This is a genomic window from Alistipes sp. i18-0019-D1, from assembly GCF_042852885.1.
Taxonomy (GTDB): Bacteria; Bacteroidota; Bacteroidia; order Bacteroidales; family Rikenellaceae; genus Alistipes.
Genome location: NZ_AP031424.1, coordinates 40,853 through 62,358, shown reverse-complemented (window position 1 = coordinate 62,358; position 21,506 = coordinate 40,853). Strand labels below are relative to the sequence as shown.

Sequence of the window (21,506 nt, the reverse complement as noted above, 5' to 3'; positions counted from 1 at the left end):
GTATGAAAACGCGCCTCTTCACCGTTCTTGCGGCCATGTGCCTCTCGGCCTGCAATTCGAGCCGGGGACCCGAGTATACGACCCCGGCGGAATTCGGCGAGGTGAGCGTATCGCCGCGGGTCATGGCCTCCGATTCGGAGGTCCTGGTGAAGGTGTCCGTTTCGTGCAGCTACGGGCTGCGCAACGTCTGCATTCTCTACATGCTCGACGGCGACAAATCCGACGTGAGGACCGTCGCGAAGACCGAGCCGCCCGCCGACATCACCTCGTTCGATTACGAGGGGATCATTCCCCGGCAGAAAGCGGGCCGGAAAGTGACTTTCTGGATACGCGCCATCACGGCATACAATGTGCCCTCCTATACGCAGCCCCGGGAATATACCGTTCCCGACGAGGAGGAGGAAGAACCCGAACAACCCATTTTAACAAAGAAATAGCAACTGTATGGAACTGAAAGAGATTCTGGCCATTTCGGGCCAGCCCGGACTTTATAAATTCGTGGCGCAGTCCGCGCGCGGCGTGATCGTCGAGTCGCTGCTCGACGGACGGCGCATGAACGCCTCGGCCAACGCCAAGGTGAGCGCCCTTTCGGAGATTTCGATGTTCACCGAAGGCGAGGACATTGCGCTGGCCGACGTCTTCACCCGGATCTACGCCCACACGGGCGGCAAGGAGGCGATCAGCCCCAAGGAGTCGCCCGAGAATCTGAAAGCCGCATTCGCCGAGGTGCTTCCCGAGTACGACCGCGACCGGGTGCATGTTTCGGACATCAAGAAGTGCTTCGCGTGGTACAACACGCTGGTCGGGGCGGGATTCACGGAGTTCAAACTCCCGACCGAGAACGAATAGCGAAAAATTTCCCGGTGCGGGCCGGGGCGTGACGAACCGAAAGCCGCTGCGGCTTTCATAAAGACCTGTCGTTATGGAGAAGAAGACGAAAGTGCTGGCACTGGTTGCCCACGACAACATGAAACGCGACCTGGCGGAGTGGGTCGACTGGAACAGCCGCAAGCTGAGCCGCCACCATTTGGTATGCACGGGTACGACCGGCAAGATGGTCGAAAAGACCCTGCGCGATCACAGGGAGGAGCACGAGGACGAGGCGGAGGAGAAACCCGAGCTGAAAATCACACTGCTCAAGTCGGGTCCGCTGGGCGGCGACCAGCAGCTGGGGTCGCTCATCGCCGACGGAAAGATCAACGCGCTGATTTTCTTCTGGGACCCGATGTCGGCCCAGCCGCACGACGTCGACGTGAAGGCGCTGCTGCGCCTGGCGACGCTTTACAACGTTCCGACGGCCATCAACCGTTCGTCGGCCGATTTCCTGATCTCCTCGCCGCTGTACGAGGACGACGACTACGAACCCGTCGTGAAGGATTACAAGGCCTATGTCGAGCGGGTGTTGAAATAGGCAACAGATTGAAAAAGAAACGGGCGTGAATTTCACGCCCGTTTCTTTTTTCGCTATTTGGGTTGCCCCGGGAAACTTACGTCCATTGCGGCGCCTTTGTCTCCCTGCTGTTCCATCCATTTTTCCAGCTCCTTCTTCATCTTGCGGATACGGCTTTGGTATTCGGGTTTGTCGGCCAGGTTGTTCATCTCCCACGGGTCGTTCTCCACGTCGTAGAACTCGAACTCGGGACGGTGCACGAAACGGTCGATCAGTCGTTTGGCTTCGGGATCGGTGTTCTCCGACGATTTCCACGCCTCCCAGACCCCCGTGTTGCTCTTCGGTTCCTTCATCAGGTGCTTTTCGTGGTAGTCCTTTTCGGGCGTGAGGTTCCAGATCAGCGCGTATTTCTCGTCGCGGATGCTGCGTATCGGGTAGGGACGGCCTTCCGGAATGTTGTTGTGGATGCCGTAGGCGTATTTGCGGGCTTTGTCCGACTCGCCGAACAGCGCCTTCTTGAAGCTGACGCCGTCGAGCTCCTTCCGCGGCTTGCCGCCTGCGATGTCGAGGAACGTGGGCAGCAGGTCCTCATACTGCACGATGGCGTGGGATACGCGTCCCGGAGCGATTTTCGCGGGATAACGCGCCACCAATGCGCTGTTGACGCCCGGATACCAGCAGGTCCACTTGCCGCCGGGGAACTGCGGTCCCTGCTCGCCGAGGAACATCACGATCGTGTTGTCGAGCTTACCCGTCTCGGTCAGCACTTCGAGCACCGAGCCGACCTCGTTGTCGAGGGCGCGCACTTCGGCGAGGTAGTGGGTGAAAATCTCGCGCATCCGGGGGTTGTCCACACAGTTCTCGGGCATCACGAGCTTGTCCTTGTCGAACTCCGTCGGATCGCCCCACGTCCACGGCGCGTGCGGATGGATGCTGCATACGTAGAGCAGGAACGGATCGTCGTTGCGCGTCATGAACTCGCGGATGCCGTCCACGGTGTAGGGAGCCTTCAGCGCCGTGCAGCCCACGGTGAATCCGGGAACCTTCTCGAATTTGTAGACCGCCGGGGTGATCGGGTGGTTTTTGCCGGTGCGGCCTACGCGGTAGCCCTCCTCGGGCATGTATTCGTTGACCGTCTTGGTTCCCTTGAAGGTCGCCTTGTGGTTCTGGTACGAGCCGTGGCGGACCGGGTAGAGACCCGTGTACATCGAGGCGCGGATGGGCACGCTCATGGCGATCGACGCATAGTTGTGCGTGAACCGCACCCCTTCCCGCGCCAGCCGGTCGATATTGGGGGTCTCGATGTTTTTCCCTCCGTAGCAGCTCAGCTCGGACGACAGCAGGTCGTCGGCCACGATCACCACGATATTGGGGCGGTCGGTCCGGGGAGCGCTTTTTTCGGCTGCAAGGCCCGTTGCGGGCGCGACCGCCGCGGAGAGTGCGGAGGCTTTGAGCAGCGTAGAATTCAGGTTCAGCTTATTCATTGCGGTAAAATTAGTGAATTTCTCGTTAACGCGGGTCTTTCATCACGTTCATGGCTTCCAGCAGCGTGGCGCCGCTGACCTGCCAGCCCAGTCTCGGCTTCTGATATTCGGCGCCTTTGCGGGCCGCCTGTTCCTGATCGAGGCTCCAGTCGGGGGTGAAGAATCCCGCGGGATTTCCGGCAGCGTCGCGCCCGAGTCCCTTCGTCCAGAGGGTTTCGGCCTGGTGGCGGATGAAGTCGTAGAGCTGGATGCGGGGTTTGCGCTTGATACGGCGGTCGTTGACCAGCTCCACGGCATAGCGGATGAAGATTCCCTTGAAGAAGGAGTTGTCGCCTCCGGCGCCCTCGTCGCGGAGCATGCCGCCCTTGGTGATGCCCGGGTGGGTGATGGTGTAGAGGGCGGCTTTCAGGGCGTCGTCGCGGTAGAGCTTCTTCCCGGTGTAGCGGTAGAGCAGGTGCGCGGCTCCGAGGAACGTCCCCTGGTCGTAGGTGAGCGAGTAGGCCGTCATCTTGCCCTTCTTCTGCGAGAACGATCCGTAGACCTGTCCCGTCGTGCGGTCGAACAGCTCGCGGGCCATCCATTCATAGACCGTCTCGGCGTTTTTCAGGTAGTCGAAATCGACGTAGTCGGGGTGCGAGTCGGCCCGGTAGCGTGCGGCCGGGGTCCGCCGCTTCACTTCGTGCAGACGGATGGCCGCAAGGCAGCCCGGGGCGTTCGAACAGGCGTTCTTCGAAAGACCCTGGGCGGTGTCCTCCTTGCCGTAGCACCAGATGAAACCGCCGCTGCCGCCCACATCGCGGGCTGCGGGAAGGTCCCAGGCCTTCCAGATCTGGGCGTAGAGCTTCTGCGCCTCGCGCAGGTAGACGGCTTCGCCGGTGGCTTCGTAGAGCCGGATCAGCGTCAGCGCGTGCCACTCCATGTCGTCGACGAACTGGTTGCCGAACGAGGCCGAGATGTCGGCATATTTCTTCATGCCGTAGCTGGTCCAGAGGACGCCTGTCTGGCGTTTGACCTCGCCCGTGCCGATCGGGTCGCGGTAGCCTTTGTCGAAGCACTCCTTGTAGAAGGCTTCGGCTTCGCGGTCGCCTTCGCGCTGCGCCCGGAGGTAGGCGTCGATGAAGACGTCCATGCCGTGGGCCTGCGGCCAGTAGTTGTTCGAGAAATCCTCGGCGCCTTTCACGCCGTTGGTGAAGTGGTAGGGCGGCTGCTTGCCGACGAACCCGTTGCCGGGTACGCGCCAGAAGTTGTCGGCCAGCGTCGTCGTGGCGTAGTCTGCCGCCGCGCTCCACGATATGGCGTCGTTGCGGCGGTCGCTGCGGGCCTGCGAGGGGATGCCGGAGCCGAGCAGCAGCGTCAGGGCGAGGGTTGCGATTGTGTGGTTCATCGGATTCGGTTTTCTTGTTTTTTAACTGTATATTTGCTTTCGAGCATCTTGATCCAGTAGCCGCCGACCACCGCGCGGGCCTTGAAAATCACGTGGGCCGGCACGTCGCTCTTGTACCAGTCGGACATCGGCACACGCAGCACCGTCTCGTTCATGAAGTCCCAGACCGGCTCGACGAGCGCTTCGAAGCTCTTCCGGTCGTCGGCCAGCGTGGCGCTCCAGACGATCCAGTCGGACTTGGTCCATTGGCGGCGGCTGTCGAGCGGAAGCCCGTAGCGGTTCTGCTTATGGAGGTAGTAGGCGATCTCCTTCCGGGCCACGCTTTCGGGGAAGATGCCGAAGCCCAGCAGTTTGTCCCACACGAGGTTGTATTTCTGGCTCCACGTTCCGCTCTTGTCGAAGGTCAGGCGGTAGTGGTCGCCGTCGTCGGCCATCCGGACCCACTCCCCGGCCATCTCACGGGCCTTGGCGAAGTAGCTGTCGGCAACCTCCTGCATGCCGAGCATCCGCGCGCAGTAGCCGTAGGAGGCGATGCCCATGATGGCCTTTATGGAGAGGTTGGCGTTGTGGGCGAAGTGTCCCGCGAAGTCGTCGGTGCAGAGCTGGTTGTCGGGGTCGAGTCCGTTCTCGACGAGGTATTCGGCCCAGCGGGTCAACTCTTTCCAGTGTCTGCGGGCGTATTCGGCGTTGCCTTCCGCCGCCGCGATGGCGGCCGTCAGCACGAGCATGTTGCCCGACTCCTCGACCGGCATGTCGTGCTTGTAGGTCTGCCCGTTGGCCTGGGGATAGGTTCCCACGTCGTGCGCCGGGAAGGGCTTCTGCCACTTGCCGCTTTCGCTGTAATGGAAGATGTGGTTGAGCAGCGCCTTGCACAGTTCGGGGTTGTAATAGAGGAACAGCGGGGCCGAGGGGTAGCTGATGTCCACGGTTCCGATCGAACCGTTGCTGGCGTTCTCCTTCGAGAGCAGCATCAGGTCGCCGTCGGGGGACTCCACGAGTTTGTGAGCGGCGATGGCCTGCCGGTAGGCGAGGGCGCAGAGTTCGGCGTATTTCCGTCCGCCCTCACGGGTCGCCGTCTCCATCAGTTCGAGGTCGAACTCCCGGCATTTCTCGTTCAGAACCGGATAGTCGCCGGCCGCCAGCGCGAACTGCCGTTCGATCGTGCTGTCGCCCCGGCGGTTCCAGTAGGGGCGCAGGTCGGTCTTGAAGTACTGGATCGACCGGATGTCGTCGAATCCGGCCATGATCAGGCCTTTGGCCGCTGCGGCGCGTCCCAGACTGCGGGCGACGGCGATACAGGCATTGTCTGCGGCGGCCGTTTTGCCGTCGAGCCGGCCGTTTGCGGCGAAGGCCCTGCGCATCGTCATGGCACCGCCCACCGACTGCGACGAACCGCCGTCTGGGGCGCAGAGGTAGAAATAGCCCCAGTCGATCTTGATCTGGTCGCCCTTGCGCCGGAGCACATTCTGCTCCTTGCTTCCCGTGCGGACGAACGCCAGGCCGTCCTTGCGGTAACCGTCGCTCACGGCCTCCTGGTCGGCGGTGTTGACGGCGCAGGCGGGCGACGCCTCGAAGTAGATCTGCACGTCGTGAGCCGCGCCGTCGAGCGACCGGGTTTCATAGGCGATGTAGTTCACCGGGCGGGAGATCAGTTCGAGGTCGTCGAGGAAGAGAGGAGCCGTGAAGGTCAGCGTCAGCCCCACCGGACCGCAGGTGAATTCGTAGACGGTCTGCATGGCCCGTACGTCGGCCGATTGCTGCACGGCGGGGGTCGACAGGGATCGCTCGCCGCCGAAACCGGCTTCGAAAGCGCACGTCGGGGCGTCGATGCCCATGAAACGGTAGGTTTTTCCGTCGACGCGCAGAGCGCCTACCAGCGGGAACGGCTGTCCGGTCCAGTGGGTCGTGTGGCTGTCGTAGAGGCAGTCTCCGGCCGACCAGCAGCTGGTGTAGGGGTCGATGGTGATCAGAGGGTAGGCCGGGGCGCGCAGGGTGTTCTGCGGCGCAGGCGCTGCCGCCCGTGCGGTCGCAAAAAGCGCTGCGGCCGCCAGAATCGCTATGGAAAGGGTTTTCTTCATTCGGAAAAGGTTTGTCGAAAAGTCGTTTATTGTTTTGCGTTTTGGGTTTTCTTGCGGTTGTTCAGCAAATGCTGCGTCGCGTCCAGTTCGGTCTGTGCGCCCAGGTCGCCCTGGCTCGCCATCCAGGCGTCGAGTTTCGGACGCATCCGGTCGAGGACCTTCCTGTAGGCGGGGTCTGCGGCCAGGTTGTGCATCTGATAGGGGTCCTTCACGACATCGTACAGCTCCTCGGCGGGGCGCGTCTGGTACAGTCCGGCGCGCTCGCGGGCGAAGGTGTCCCCTTCGTCGCCCCGGCGCTGCCACTCCCGGAAATAGTCCTGCTTCGTCACGACGCATTGGAACGTGGCTTCGGGCGTCAGGTTGCGGATGTAGCAGTAACGCTCGTCGCGGACCGAGCGGATGCCGTAGTGGTCCGGGCCGTTGAGGATGCCCCGCGAGGTCTGGATGCCGTAGACGCACTCCTTGTGCTTCGACTTTTTGCCTTCGATCACTTTCCGGAAACTCCGGCCGTCCAGCCCCTCGGGAACCGATCCGGAGGCTATGTCCACGAGCGTGGGGGTCACGTCGGCGTATTCGCACAGGGCGTCGGTCGTCGTGCCGGGCCGGGTCACCCCTTTCCAGCGCACGATGAAGGCCGTTTGCAACCCCGCGTCGTAGCAGGTCCACTTGGCGAACGGGAACTGGTGTCCCTGCTCGCTGGTGAAGATGAAGACAGTGTCGTCGTCCAGCCCGTATTTTTTCAGCAGGGAGTCGATGCGGCCGATGTCGGTGTCGAGCTGGTTGATCTCGGCCAGATAATTCACATATAAATCCCTGATTTCGGGCGTGTCCACCAGCGTCGGGGGCAGAGTCAGCCGTGCCGCATCGAAGAGAGAGCGGTCGCCGCGCGTCCACGGGGTGTGGGCGTCGTGCGAAGCCACGTAGAGGAAGAACGGTTGGCCGCCGGCTGCCGCCTCGCAGAAAAACGGTTCGATTTTGGCCGGATTCACATCCGCATTCGGTTTGGCCAGCTCCTCGAAGGGAAATGCGCTCATCGGCGCGATGTGCCGCTTGCCCTGCATGGCCACCCGGTAGCCGCAGTCCTTCAGGTATTTGGGCAGCGTCTGCACGCCGTCGTCGATGTAGGTGTGGTTGGGGTAGGCCCCCGACCGCACGGGATAGAGTCCCGTCAGCAGGCAGTGGCGCGTGGGCGAACTCATGGCCGTCGCCTGGAAGAACCGCGTGAAGCGCAGTCCCTCGGATGCCAGCCGGTCGATGTTGGGCGTCACGGCGTCGGGACTGCCGTAACAGCCGAAGTCGAGCATGCGCGTGTCGTCCGAGATGACGAGCACGATGTTGGGCCGCTTGGGTGCAGCGCCCGCGGAAAATGCCGTCAGTACGGCTGCCGCTGCGGCGATACGGGTTGTTCGTATTTTCATGCTATTTGTTGTAAAACAGGTAGTTGTGCGGATTGCGCTTGAAGCGGTAGCGCTGGCGGGGCAGCGGCAGCGGGTCGTCCGTGGCGATGTCCCATTTGAGCAGCTCGGCCATCAGCTCCTGCTGCTTGGCGGCGTATTTCCGGTTGCCGTAGAGGTTCTTCATCTCCGAGGGATCCTTTTTGACGTTGTACATTTCGCCGTTGCCCAGCATGTCGAACTCCAGTTTCCAGTCGCCCATGCGCACGCACCGGCTCGCGCCGCTCTGCGTCCAGGTGTTCAGTTCGTCGAAAAACCCGGGCTTTTTGCGCGTGGCGCCCTCTGCGGCGTAGTCGGTTCCGTCCTCTTTGGTGTAGTACTGGCCGCCGTAGCCGTCCTCGCTCATCACGCTGCGGAACTCATCGGCGGGGTAGTCGCCGCCGCGGATGACCTCGATCAGACTGCGTCCCTGCACGCCTTCGGGAATCTCGCCCCCGGCCATCTCGCAGAAGGTCGGGAAAACGTCCACCAGCGAGACGTGCGCGGAACTTAAACCCTGTGCCGGAACCGGACCGCCGAACCAGACGAACGGCACGCGCGCGACGATGTCCGAGAGCCCCACGCCCTTCTTCATCAGCCCGTACTCCCCGGCGAAGTCGCCGTGGTCGGCCGTCACGACGAAGACCGTGTTTTCATACGTGCCGTCCTTGCGCAGCTGCTCCACCAGACGGGCGATCTGGTCGTCGATCAGGCGGATCATCCCGAGGTAGTTGCTGCGCAGGCGGTCCAGGTGCTCGTAATAGCCCGCATGTCCCAGCGACATCATCTCGTGCAGGAGTTCGTATTCCGGGCCTTTCACGGCCAGGTCCTTGAGCCCGGTCCGCACCGGCGGCAGTTTCTCGGGCGGGAACATCGAATAATAGGGTTCGCTGACCTGATAGGGGTTGTGCGGTTCGGGGAACGAGAGCCACATCATGAAGGGCTTGTCGTCGTCGCCGCCGATCCATTGCAGGGCGTCGTCCACCATGCGGTGGGGATGCTGCATTTCGGCTCCGAACGGCGCCGGGTCATAGCTGGCGTACATGTCGGTCGTGCCGAGGTATCGGTTGAAAGCCCGGGCCTTTTCGTCGACTTTTCCCTGCTGGGCGAAATGGTTGTAGGGACGCCAGCAGTCGGCGTCCTGCGGCTTGAGGTGGGCGTGGTTCTTGCCCACGAGCGCCGTGCGGTAGCCGTTGCGGCGCGCGAAGGCGAACAGGTCGTCCTTGTAGACCGCGTCCTCGATGTTGTGGTTCGATTTCACGCGCGTGGCTTTCGGGAAACGCCCCGTGAGGAACGCCACGCGGGCCGGGCCGCTGATCGGGGCGGGGGTGTAGGCCCGGTCGAACCAGACGCCTTCGGCGGCCATGCGGTCCACGAAGGGGGTGACGTCGAGCGGATAGCCCTCCCGGCCGCAGAGGTCGGCGCGCTGCTGGTCCGTCATGATGAAGATGAAATTGGGCTTTCGGGGAGTCCCCGCTTCCTGGGCCGTTGCGGACGATACGGCCAGCGGCAGCAGCGCCGTCGCGCCCAACGTGATTTTGACAGGATTCATCGGATATTCGTTTTAGGTTATTTGTCGTAGCGGATGATACAAAATTAGGCGGATCGGGACAGACTCGCTGCTCCTTTTTATTCAAATTTGGCCAAAAACTGACCAAACGCCTTTCCGGGCGGTGCGGGGCGTTGCCGGGACCGAAAATTTCGTGTACCTTTCCTGAAAATTACGAACCTAATTCCGACACAGATGATGAAACTCGACAAAAGCGCGGTGCTCGCTTCGGCGGCCGCACTGACCTCGTCGCTGGCCTGCGCCGCACAGCCCAACGTCGTCTTTATTCTGGCCGACGACATGGGTTACGGCGACGTCTCGGCCCTGAATGAAAAATCCCGGATACGGACCCCGGCCATCGACGCCCTCTGCCGCGACGGAGTGACCTTCACCGACGCCCATTCGGGCTCTTCGGTGAGCACGCCTTCGCGCTACGGCATCCTGACGGGGCGCTACGCCTTTCGCACAACTCTCAAAAGCGGCGTCACGAACAGCTACTCCCCGCCGCTGATCGCTCCCGGCCGCCGCACGATCGCCACCTTCCTTTCGGAGCTGGGCTATTCGACGGCCTGCATCGGCAAATGGCATCTGGGCTGGAACTGGACCATGCGCGACGGCAAGGTGGACTTCTCCGGCCCGGTCGGGGACGGTCCCGTGACCCGCGGCTTCGACTATTTCTTCGGTATCCCGGCTTCGCTCGACATGCCACCTTATGTATATATAGAAAACGACCGGGTGACGGCGCAGCCCGACCGGACCTCGGCCGACGGCAAGGGCCTGCTGTTGCAGCGCAGCGGCCCGCAGGGAGCCGATTTCGAACACGGGGAGTGTCTCCAGCGCATCACGCGGAAGTCGCTCGAATACATTGCGGCGCAGAGCGCGAAGAAGCCCTTCTTCCTCTACATGCCGCTGACGGCCCCGCATACGCCGATCCTGCCCTCGGAGGAGTTCCGCGGCAAGTCGGGACTCTCGCCCTACGGCGATTTCGTGATGATGGTCGACGACGTGGTCGCGCAGATCGTGGCCCGGCTGAAGGAGCAAGGGCTTTACGAAAACACGGTCGTCGTTTTCGCCGCCGACAACGGCTGTTTCCACGGCGCCGGAGTGAAGGAGATGGAGGCCGGCGGGCACTTCCCCAGCTACATTTACCGGGGTTACAAATCCGACCTCTTCGACGGCGGCCACCGTGTGCCGCTCGTGGTTTCGCGGGGCGGGAAGAACGGCGGGCGCGTCGAGCGGGGACTGGTCTCCCTCACGGATTTCTACGCCACGTTCGCCGAGATGGCCGGTTACCGCCTCACGCCCGGCGAGGGCGAGGACAGTTACAGCCTCTGGGGCGTCGTGACGGGCAAGGGTGGAAACCTGCGTCCCGACGCCGTGCACCATTCGAACAACGGCAGCTTCTCGCTGCGCGAAGGACGCTGGAAGATTCTCTTCACGGCCGGCTCCGGAGGCTGGAGTTTCCCGACTTTTCCCAAGGACAGGGAGTATATCGCCACACTTCCTTCGATGCAGCTTTACGACCTGGAGAGCGACCCCGGCGAGACGAAAAACGTGATCGCCGAACACCCCGACGTCGTGCGCCGTCTGACCGCCCGGATGCGGGAGCATATCGAACGCGGACGCTCGACGCCCGGACCCGTTCAGACGAACGAAACGCGCGGCGAATGGAAGCAGACCGCTCTGTTTATGAATGAGGCTGAATAACACTCACAGGCCCTCCGGAGGCGTATTTTAACCGGATTGACCAAATATTGACATTTTTTGAATAAGTGTCCAGGGCTGTTTTCTCGGAAACAGCCTTTCTTTGTTGTCGAGTAAAACTTACTAAACCTAAAACTAATTTCTATGAAGGTATTTCGACTATGGTCGCTGATGCTTTCGGCGACAATGCTTTTTCTCGTCGCCTGCGAATCGATGGACGAGAAGGACGGGGGAAAATTTTCGCTCGGTTCCACTTGCCGGATTCTCGAAAGCAGAGGCAATTTCACCAGCTTTATCAAGGCGCTCGACCGCAGCGGTTACCGCAGGCTCGTGGACGGCGGAGGACTCGTGACGGTGTTTGCTCCGGACGATGCCGCATTCGGCAGCTATCTCCAGGAAAAATACGGAACGACGGACGTCGATCAGGTCCCCGTCGAGGAGCTTGCGCTGCTCGTGGGCTGCCACATGATCCAGTTCGCCTACACTCCCGAGGATTTTCTCTCTTTCTCGATGGTCTCTTCCGACGACGGAACGGACACCGGCGACGGTGCGTGCTACAAGTACAAGACCTACGGGCGTCCCGCCATCGAGGAATATACCGATCCGCTCAACCGGCGGAAGGTGAAGATCTTCTCGCGTGAGAAGTACATGCCCGTCTTCTCGACGCGGATGTTCGCTAAACGGGGCATCTCCGATGCGGAGGGCGACTACCGCCTGCTTTTTCCCGACGTGAACTGGCAGGGCGCGAACGACCGTCTCTATGCGGGCAACGCCGCCGTCACGGAGAGCGGCATTCCGACCGACAACGGCTATCTCTATATAGTGGACAAGGTGATGGAGCCTGCGCGTACCGTATATAAAGAGTTGTCGGACAATGCGTCGTCGGCCGATTACTCGCTCTGCAAGGGGCTTTTCGACCGCGTCAGCCTCTACAAGTACGACGCCACCGTTTCGAAGAACTACGCCGGGGCGTCGGGCGACTCGCTGTTCTACTTCTACCACTGGAAAGAACCCCTGCGCACGGCCGAGATTCCCGAGATCGCCAGCGAGTGGACCTACCACGACGAGAGCGGCGTGGTTTTCGACCGCGGCCTGCGCTATGCGAACAACTGCTTCCTGCCCCAGGACGACGTGCTGAAGGAGTACCTGAAAAACTATTTCAGCGAGTACGGCACGCAGACCCAGGAGGATTTCCTCGGCCTGATTCCCAAAAATGCCATCTATCATTTCCTGCGGGCACACGTCTACGGTACGCGTGACCTGATCCTGCCTTCGGAACTGAACATGAGTCCGGTCGTCGGCGTGAACGGCGAACGCTTCAACCTTTCGACCTCCGAGCTGAAAGACGTGCGTTACTGCTCGAACGGCGTCATTTACGGCATGGACAAGGTCTTCGAACCGGCGGTCTTCACATGCCTGACCGCGCCGCTGTTCCGCTACCCGCAGTTCACCTTCTACGCCCGGGCGTTCAATACGAAGAACATGTACCAGCAGACGGTCGACATGAACAACCGCTTCACGCTCTTCATCCAGAACGACCAGGACCTGGCTACGGCCGGCTATTCGTCGAGCGAGGGTTCCTCCACGCACGGCGACTACACCTTCCGCAGCAAGTCCGGCAACATGAATGCCAACGCCGTGTCGAATCTGCTGATGTCCCAGTTCGTCTACGGCGATCTTCCGGCACTGGAGGAGACCGACGAACTGCGCTATTTCGTCGCCAAGGATGAAAAGACCTATTTCTATATCAAGAACAAGGCTCTTTTCGACTACTCGGGCAAGGAGTTGAGCGTCAAGGCCAGCTTCGACACCGACAACGGAACGGTCTACCAGACCGACCGGGTGATTCCCGCCCGCGTCGGAGCCTACTCCGAGACGGGCAAGATGCCCGAATACCAGCAGTTCAAGAGTCTGATGATCACCGCCGGGCTGGGCAACAACAGCGGCGGACTGGTCACTCCGATCGCCGACGGACTGGTGTTCTTCCCGACCAACGAGGCGATTCTCGCCGCCAAGGACGCGGGGATGATTCCCGAGGTGGTCGACGGCGACGTGACCGAACTGCGCAAATACCTCCAGTACTATTTCGTACCGCTGAAGAAGAACAAGCTCAACTTCTACCTGCTGCCGGGACTCGGTCCCGAGGGCGCGACTACCGAAGCCTATTCGGGCCGCTACGTCACGCTGTCGGAGTATCAGAACGAGACCGACGCCAAGACGATGGGCATTGCGTGGAATCCCGATGTTCCCGAGTCGCTGACCATTACCGACATGGCCGGCAACACCATTACGACGGAGCCGGGGGTGATCTACCTGCGTACCAACTGCGCGACCTACTCCATCAATACGTGTTTCGATTATCGTACGATGTACGGAAATTAAGGCCGAATCCAAATCTAAACTACATACCAGCGGATGATGAAAAAATTTTCATTTCTACTAATCATAATGGCTGCCGTATGCCTGTCGCCGTGTGCTGTGTTCGCACAGAAACAGGTGCAGGGCAGGAGCGCCAAGAAAGAGACCTATACGATGCGCGGTGTCGTGTCGGACAGCCAGGGCGTACTGCCGGGCGCTACGGTCTATCTGCAGAACAAGGACATGCGAATCATCGTGGGAGCCGTGACGGGTATCCAGGGCGAATACATCCTGGACGTGCCGGCCAATGCCAAGGACCTGACCATCGTGACGGGTTTCGTGGGCTACGTGACGCAAAAGGTCCCCTATACCGGACAGCGGGTCTACGACGTGCGCCTGAAGGAGGATTCCAAATCCATCCAGTCGGTCGTTGTCGAGGGTAAGGTCTCCCGCAAGAACGAGGTGGGCGTCAAGCGCGAAAACCTCGGTACGGCAACCGAATACCTCGACGTGACGCAGTTCGAGGACATGAGCGTGACCTCCGTCGACCAGATGATCCAGGGCCGTATGGCCAACCTCGACATCGTTGCGGCGTCGGGCGACCCCGGTACGGTCTCCACGATCCGCATCCGCGGTTCGGCGTCGCTCAACTCCAGCAACGAACCGCTGATCGTGATCGACGGCATCCCGCAGGACAACGAGATCGACGAGGACTTCAACTTCGGCGACGCCAACGTCGAGGATTTCGGCGCCCTGTTGAGCATTTCGCCCAACGACATCCAGTCGATCGAGATACTCAAGGACGCGGCCGCCACGGCGCTCTGGGGACCCCGTGCCGCCAACGGCGTGATTCTGATCGTGACCAAGCAGGGCGGCGTGCACAAACCCCGTTTCTCGTTCTCCCAGAAGTTCGACTATTCGTTCGAACCCAAGCCTATTCCGCTGCTCAACGGTCAGGAGTACGTGACGCTGATGCAGGACGCCCTTTGGAACTGGATCAAGGACGGCGACTACGCCCAGGATCGTGTGAAGAAGCTGACCAACCAGAAGGACATTCTCTACGACCGCTCCTACGAGTATTTCAACGAGTTCAACTGCAACACCGACTGGCTCGACCTGATTTCCCGGAATTCGCTCAACTCCACGACGGACTTCTCGATGGACGGCGGCGGCGAGGTCGCCAACTACCGCTTCTCGCTGGGATACGAGGACCGCGACGGTACGACCAAGGGAACCGACTACTCGCGCATCACCTCGCGCCTGAACCTGGTGATCAAGTTCTCGCGCAAGTTCCGCGTCGAGTCGAAGTTCGACTACACCGAGTCCACGCGCAACCAGCCCTACGGTTCGACCTCCAAGGACCTGGCCATCGGTGCGACCGAGAATGCGGACAACGAGGCCAATTCGGTCTACGCCATCAACGAGCAGCTGAAAAAGCCGGTCCGCAACACGGCCATGATCAAGATGCCCAACATGAGTCCCTGGGTGCTGGACCAGTACGGCAACCCCACGAACGAGTATTTCAGCGCTCCCGAAAGCTCGTTGCAGGGAACCTTCCCCAACCCGCTCGCGCATGCGCTCGAATCGACCCAGAAGACCAAGTCGCGCTCCGTGGGCGCCAATTTCGCCGTGGTGTACAATCCGATTCCGGGACTGACCGTCCAGGGAACCGTTTCCTACCGGCTTTCGGCCATCCGCACCAACGGCTTCCTGCCTTCGTCGGTGATGAACGTGAAGTGGTCCAACCAGAACTACAACCAGGGTCTCGAAGCCCAGTCCAACAAGGCCGTCACGTTCGCCGACGTGAATGTCAACTACGCGGTGAACCTCGGGCGGCACAATATCCAGGCTACGCTCCGCGACCAGATCGAGGCGACCAACAATAACAGTTATAGCATCACCACGACCGGCAGCGGCGCCGAGGCGGTCAGCTCGCCTTCGTCCGAAGGAAAGATCATCAAGATGAACTCCGCCTGGGCCAAGCGGCGCACGGTGGGTCTGGTGGGCAGTCTGAATTACGTTTACGACGAGCGTTACGCCCTGAACGTCGCGGCCCGTCTGAACGCCAACTCCAATACCGGCCGCAACAACCGCTGGTCGGCTCTGCGTCCCTCCGTCTCGGCCGTCTGGCGTATCAACAACGAGAAGTTCATGAAGCAGGCGAAGTGGGTCGACGAACTGCGGCTGAAAGCCAGCTGGGGTAAGAGCGAACGCGTGCCCGCGGCAAGTTTCGTCACGGGAACCTTCGCTTACGAGGACGCCTACATGGACCGTCCCTCGATCAAACCCAACCAGATGCAGCTCGACAACCTCCGGCCCGAGATCGTCTCTTCGTACAACCTGGGCGTCGAGGGTGCGTTCCTGAAGAACCTGATCCGCTTCAGCTTCGACTACTACAACAAGGAGACCACCGACCTGATCATGGAGAACATGGCCATCCAGTCGACGACGGGTTACAGTTCCGTGCGCCGGTACAACGGCGGCGACGTGCGCAACCGGGGTTGGGAGTTTTCGTTGAGCCTGAACAACATCGTCAAGGCCGGCAAATTCAGCTTGAGTCTCTCGAATATCAACCTCTCGCGCAACGTCAACGAGATCACCTCGCTGCCCGAAAGCATGGTCGCCGAGAAGTACACGATCGGCAACGGCAACTACGCCCGTAAGATCATGGAGGGTAATCCGATCGGTTCGATCTACGGCTATATTTTCGAGGGCGTCTACCAGAATTACGACGAGACGCTGGCCCGCGACGCCAGCGGCGAACTTATCCGCGACGTCAACGGCAACACGGTTCCCATCCGCGTGGGCGGAACGACCCGCATGCACCCCGGCGATGCCAAATACAAGGATATAAACCACGACGGCGTGATCGACGAGAGGGACATCGTCTATCTCGGCTCCTCGTTCCCGACGATCACCGGCGGCGGAAGCCTCGTGCTGAAATACAAGGGGTGGCAGCTGCGTACGTCGCTGCACTTCCGCCTCGGCCACAGCATCGTCAACAAGGTGCGCCACGACCTCGAAAACATGAACACGGGCAACAACCAGTCGAAGAACGTGCTCCGCCGCTGGCGTTACGAGGGCGACGACACCGATGTACCCCGCGCTTTGTGGGGCGTGAACTACAACTCGATGGGCAGCAGCAAGTTCGTCGAGGACGGGTCGTTCCTCAAGATCAAGGACATCACGTTGAGCTACCGCATTCCCCAGTCGTTCTGCTCGAAACTGGGCATAACCAACGCGATGCTTTCCCTGACGACCTACAACCTGTTCACCTTTACGAACTATTCGGGACAGGACCCCGAGGTGGGTGTCGGCGCAGGGGCCTACGGACTGGCCATCGACTCGAGCCGCACGCCGCCTTCGCGCCGCGTAGCTTTCAATATTTCGTTTAGCTTCTAAATCGTGAGAATTATGAATAAGAGATATTTTTTCAACACGCTGAAAGCGTTGTTCCTGCTGCTGCTGGTGTCGGCAGGGACGGCATGCAACAGCTGGCTCGACGTGAAGCCCGAGAACGAGCAGCCCAACGACGAGTTCTGGAATAATAAGGAGGAGGTCGACGCCGTCATGATGGGCGCCTACCAGCAGCTCCGCAGCAGCCTCGAACTGCTGGTGCGCTGGGGCGAACTGCGCGGGGACGTTACGATCCTGGGTCCCGGTCTGACCTCGAACGAGAACATGCTCGCGGTCAAGGGGCTTGAAATAAAGGATACCAACCCCATCTGCAAATGGCAGCAGTTCTACAACGCAATCGGACGCTGCAATGCGGTCATCCGGTATGCGGCCGACGTGCTGCCCCGCGACAAGACCTTCACGCAGAAGGCCTGCGACGCCTACGTCGCCGAAGCGAAGTGGGTGCGCGCCCTGTGTTATTTCTACCTCGTCCGCACGTTTCGCGACGTGCCCTACGTGACCGAACCCTACCTGAACGACAGCCAGGAGTTCCGCATTCCGAAGAGCGACGGAATGGAGATCCTGAAAACGATCGCCGCCGACCTGCGGGAGTGCGCGCAGCAGATCCCCGTGGCCTACGATCCCGGATCGTGGGAGAACAAGGGACGCGCTACGGTCTGGGCGCTCTACGCCCTGCTGGCCGACATCTACCTCTGGACGGAGCAGTACGACGAGACGATCGCCATGTGCGAGAACATCGAGAAGTCGGGTCTCTATACGCTGCTTCCCACGGAGAGCTGGTATCAGATCTACAATCCGGGCAATTCCGAGGAGAGCATCATCGAATTGCAGTGGAGTGCGGCACAGCTCCAGACCAACAACCTGTTTGCGTGGTTCTACAACGAAAGCAACAATAACAACTACGCCATTTCCGATGCGGCGATGGCCAAGTTCGCCGAGTTCCCCGACGAGACGGACGTGCGCGGTTCGGGCGGCAGTTACATCGAAGCGAGCGCCAAGGTGTGGAAGTACGCCGGAACGGCGACAGGCGTCGAGAACCTCCGCGAGTCCTCGCAGCGCGACGCGAACTGGATCTTCTACCGGCTGGCCGACGTGCTGCTGATGAAGGCCGAGGCCTACGTCATGCGGGGCGCCGAGGGCGATTCGGACGCGGCTTACGCCATCATCCGGCAGATCCGCGAACGCGCCGGTTACACGATGCATCCCGACATGCCGGACAGCCAGTCGGAAGCGATCGACCTGGTGCTGGACGAGCGTCTGCGCGAACTCTGCTTCGAAGGCAAGCGCTGGTTCGACCTGGTGCGGGTGGCGGTGCGCAACGACGGGCAGTATAAGAACAAGCTGGTCTCGCTGCTGCTCCAGAACGTGGCCGCCAAGGACCGCCCGCTCTACCAGGCCAAGTTGCAGAACACCTACGGCTACTACCTGCCGATCAATGAGAGCGACATGATCGCCAGCGGCGGCGTTCTCGTACAGAATCCCTACTACCTATAACCGAACCGACAAAAATGGACTTTATGCGTAAAATAATAGCAATCATAGCGGGCCTGCTGCTGCTGGGCAGCTGCGACGACCCGTACAAGGATCAGGTGTTCCGCGCGTACGACGAACAGCCCGTCGGCGAGTGGCTTGCCGGCCAGCCCGAATTCTCGATGTGGGTCGCCATGCTCCGGAAGGTCAACCTGTACAATGCCATGAATCTCGGCAACGGGCAGTTCACCTGCTTCGTGGCGGACAATACCGCCGTGGAGACCTACCTGCGGGAGAAGACCGACTACGATTCGGTCGAAGAGATGCCGGCCGACGAGATCGACTTCCTGCTTCGTTACCACATCATCAGCGGCGCCAAAATGGCCAGTGCGAACCTGATGCTGAAACTCTCGCTGCCGACCCTCACGGGCGATTACCTCACGGCCGGGATCAACATCGATACCCAGCGGCGGTATATTGACAACGGCGAAGACAAGGAGCCGTCGTTCCTCGTCCGCAAGGACATCGACCTCTCGAACGGCGTCATCCATACGCTGGACAAGCCGCTGGAGCCGTTGACCCAGAGCGTCTGGGACATTATCTCCGGCAATCCGTCCTATTCGATCTTCGCCGGTGCGGTCGAATCCTGCGGGCTTGACGAGTGGCTCGACAACACCTACCGGACGATTGGGGAGACTACCATCCGCGAGAACAAGACCGTGCTGGTCGTTTCCGACGAGGTGTTCCGCAGCCGCGGCATCAACAGCCTGGACGACCTGAAAGCCTGGTTCGGCGGCGGCGATCCGGCCGACAAGGAGTCGGACCTCTATCAGTTCATGCTCTATCACATGATGGACAAACTGAACGGATATGCCGAGCTGACGACTTTCCCCTCGGGTTATAAGTCCATGACGATCTACTCCTGCTCCGAGATCAAGGGCATTTCGGTTCTCGATACGGGCAGCTCCATCGACTTCAACCCGCAGGCCGGCGCGGAGAGTTTCCGCATCGTCGAGGCACGGCGCGATATCCCGGCCAAGAACGGCTATGTGCATGAAATCGACAACCTGGGCGTGCTTCCGGAGACGATGGCGCATTACGTCGTGGTCTGGGAACCCACCGACAAGGTCGAGTTCCAGGCCGTGCCGTTCTACCGCTCGGAGAAGGGCGAGGGCGACGGGGCGCAGAAATACAGCCTGATCGAGAACGGCCTCGACGTCCCCGGCATCCGCTGGGAGGCGATTCCCGAGACCAAGGCCGAAGTGTGGTATCACAGCGAGTACGTGGGTAACGGACGCTATCTTTACAGCGACGCCCTCTACTGGAATATGGGCGACATCGGCTGGCTCGAAGTCGACATTCCGGTGCTTCCTGCCGGAACCTATACGTTCACCATCGAGAAGTCGAACGACGCCGACTACGGCGGCAAGTGCAACATCCTGTGGGACGACGTGGCCATGGGCAACGACCGCAACTTCGTCAACGGCGACAACGTGGGATCGTGGGGCAACCGCACGCTGTTGAGCGAGGAGACCCACACGGTGCGTTTCACGGTCGGTTCCACCGGCGGCATCTGCGGATTCGACCGCATCACGTTCGTCCCCGTGGAAGAGTAGTTCTGTGTGCCTGAATCTAAAAAAATGAAGACTATGCATATTCCTGAAAATATGATCCTGAAAACTTTGGGTTGTCTTGCGGTTCTGGCGGTCTCGGCCTGCACCAACGCCGTGGACGACTACTATACCGGCGGCGAGACGGCCACCGGGGAAGGAACGGTGCTCCAGTATCTGGAAAAGACACCCGACTATTCCGAATTCGTGAAACTCGTCGGCGAGACCGGCATGACCGAAATCCTGTCGGGGAAGGACCTGGTGACGGTCTGGGCGCCGACCGACGCGCAGATGCCCGCCGGGGTGGCTGCGATGAGCGACGCCGAGAAGCTGCGTCTCGTACGCAATCACATTTCGATCACGACGATCTTCAGCCGCAACCTCGCGCGTCTTTCGACCGTGGGGACGATGGCCGGCAAATACCTGACCGTGGGAAGCGCTTCGGGAACCTACACCATCGACGGCATCGCGATTTCCGAGATGGACCGGGTGTTCGAGAACGGCGTCGTCCACCGGGTCTCCGAATGGCTTGCGCCGCGCAAGAATCTCTACCAGTGGCTTGAGGAGGCCGGCGACGACTATTCGCGGTTCCGCGATACGCTGCTGGCCCATAACGTCCGGGTCTTCGACAAGGAGAACAGCCCGATTCTCGGCGTGGACGAGAACGGCCGGATCATCTACGACTCGGTGTGGATCGTCAAGAACGACCTGCTGAAGGACCTCGATCTGAACGACGAGAGCATCCGCTATACGCTTTTCGTTCCGGACAACGATGCCTTCGAGGCGATGTTCCGGGAGAAGACCGAGTATCTGAACAGCGTCGAGCGTGAAGTGACGCCGGCGGATACCGTGCTGTGGTCGACCTGGATGATGAAGGCCGCCCTCCACACCGGACTGGTCGACTTCCAGCCGGGCAGTTCGCTGAAATCGGTCCTCGGCAAGGAGATCCGCACCGACTACCAGACGGTGCTCGATCCTGTCGAGATGAGCAACGGCCGCATCTGGCCCATGAGCGCATGTTACGTTCCGCGCAGCGTTTATTTCGAGAACGTCTGGTTCAATCCCTATTACCTGCGCAAGGAGATTATCGACGGCGGAGGCAACATCACCAAGAATCCCGGAACCTACGACTCCTACAAGAACACGATCAACAACGTGAACAGCCGGTTGGTTCCCGACAAACTGGCGGTGTTCTTCCAGTACACGACCAACTTCGACGGCAACTATTACCAGTTCAAGAGTTGTACGTATGACGAAGAACAGCTGCTCAACGTTCCGCTGAACATCATGCCGGGCAAGTACAGCGTTCAGTGCCACCTGGTCAGCTACAAATTCAACAACGCCAACCAGACCGATATTCTGGATATCTACCAGGTTCACGGCGAGAACGACATGACCCTGATCGGGCGCGCCGAGGGTATCGTGGCCAATGCGTTCGACGACGGCGCAGCCACCGGCAACGGCACGATCGGCTTGCTGACCAAAGAATACGAGATCACCGGCAAATACGGGCAGCTCGAACTGCGGATCGTCATTCCCGGCAAGTATACGATGGGCGAGAAGCGACGGATCTGCGTGGGACGGATCGTTCTGACCCCGACCGACAATTATTAATCCCTAAAAAGAGTG

Annotated in this window: 14 protein-coding genes; 9 read left to right on the top strand and 5 right to left on the bottom strand. The window is 60.6% G+C overall.

The genetic code is table 11. From position 1 onward, the window contains the following. Positions 1-2: 2 nt before the first annotated feature. The 3 genes from ACGHP5_RS00225 (at position 3) to ACGHP5_RS00215 (ending at position 1,411) form a co-directional block, all read left to right on the top strand. Positions 3-437, top strand: coding sequence for a hypothetical protein (locus ACGHP5_RS00225; protein ID WP_295900958.1), 435 nt, complete (start codon positions 3-5; stop codon positions 435-437). A gap of 7 nt (positions 438-444) precedes the next feature. Next, positions 445-849, top strand: coding sequence for a DUF5606 domain-containing protein (locus tag ACGHP5_RS00220; RefSeq protein ID WP_290532047.1), 405 nt, complete (start codon positions 445-447; stop codon positions 847-849). Between the two features lie 73 nt (positions 850-922). Beyond that, positions 923-1,411 carry a methylglyoxal synthase gene (locus ACGHP5_RS00215; RefSeq protein WP_290532046.1) on the top strand — a complete coding sequence of 163 codons (489 nt, stop codon included), beginning with the start codon at positions 923-925 and terminating at the stop codon, positions 1,409-1,411. Between the two features lie 53 nt (positions 1,412-1,464). Here ACGHP5_RS00215 and ACGHP5_RS00210 read toward each other — a convergent pair whose 3' ends face one another. Genes ACGHP5_RS00210 through ACGHP5_RS00190 form a run of 5 tightly spaced genes read right to left on the bottom strand, consistent with a single transcriptional unit; the run spans position 1,465 to position 9,321 of the window. Then, a complete protein-coding gene (locus ACGHP5_RS00210; protein WP_290532045.1) occupies positions 1,465-2,874 on the bottom strand; it encodes a sulfatase in 1,410 nt (469 codons plus the stop codon). Between the two features lie 25 nt (positions 2,875-2,899). Continuing rightward, a complete protein-coding gene (locus ACGHP5_RS00205; RefSeq protein WP_390567780.1) occupies positions 2,900-4,258 on the bottom strand; it encodes a glycoside hydrolase family 76 protein in 1,359 nt (452 codons plus the stop codon). Further along, positions 4,255-6,336: a glutaminase domain-containing protein gene (locus ACGHP5_RS00200; RefSeq protein WP_390567778.1), complete on the bottom strand. Its 2,082-nt coding sequence runs from the start codon at positions 6,334-6,336 to the stop codon at positions 4,255-4,257. The genes ACGHP5_RS00205 and ACGHP5_RS00200 overlap by 4 nt, the downstream gene beginning before the upstream one ends. A gap of 26 nt (positions 6,337-6,362) precedes the next feature. Then, entirely contained in the window at positions 6,363-7,754 is a 1,392-nt protein-coding gene (locus ACGHP5_RS00195) for a sulfatase (protein ID WP_390567776.1), read from the bottom strand. A 1-nt stretch (position 7,755) separates the two neighbouring features. Beyond that, entirely contained in the window at positions 7,756-9,321 is a 1,566-nt protein-coding gene (locus ACGHP5_RS00190; RefSeq protein ID WP_295900947.1) for a sulfatase, read from the bottom strand. Between the two features lie 192 nt (positions 9,322-9,513). On the opposite strand from ACGHP5_RS00190, the gene ACGHP5_RS00185 reads away from it, so the two are divergent. The 6 genes from ACGHP5_RS00185 (at position 9,514) to ACGHP5_RS00160 (ending at position 21,491) form a co-directional block, all read left to right on the top strand. Beyond that, positions 9,514-11,025, top strand: coding sequence for a sulfatase-like hydrolase/transferase (locus ACGHP5_RS00185; protein ID WP_390567774.1), 1,512 nt, complete (start codon positions 9,514-9,516; stop codon positions 11,023-11,025). Positions 11,026-11,166: 141 nt separating this feature from the next. Continuing rightward, a complete protein-coding gene (locus tag ACGHP5_RS00180; protein ID WP_390567772.1) occupies positions 11,167-13,404 on the top strand; it encodes a fasciclin domain-containing protein in 2,238 nt (745 codons plus the stop codon). 36 nt (positions 13,405-13,440) lie between these two features. Further along, positions 13,441-16,782, top strand: coding sequence for a SusC/RagA family TonB-linked outer membrane protein (locus tag ACGHP5_RS00175; RefSeq protein WP_390567771.1), 3,342 nt, complete (start codon positions 13,441-13,443; stop codon positions 16,780-16,782). 12 nt (positions 16,783-16,794) lie between these two features. Next, entirely contained in the window at positions 16,795-18,291 is a 1,497-nt protein-coding gene (locus ACGHP5_RS00170) for a RagB/SusD family nutrient uptake outer membrane protein (protein WP_295900941.1), read from the top strand. A gap of 23 nt (positions 18,292-18,314) precedes the next feature. Continuing rightward, entirely contained in the window at positions 18,315-19,883 is a 1,569-nt protein-coding gene (locus ACGHP5_RS00165) for a fasciclin domain-containing protein (RefSeq protein ID WP_390567768.1), read from the top strand. 51 nt (positions 19,884-19,934) lie between these two features. Further along, positions 19,935-21,491 carry a fasciclin domain-containing protein gene (locus ACGHP5_RS00160; protein ID WP_390567766.1) on the top strand — a complete coding sequence of 519 codons (1,557 nt, stop codon included), beginning with the start codon at positions 19,935-19,937 and terminating at the stop codon, positions 21,489-21,491. Positions 21,492-21,506: the final 15 nt, after the last annotated feature.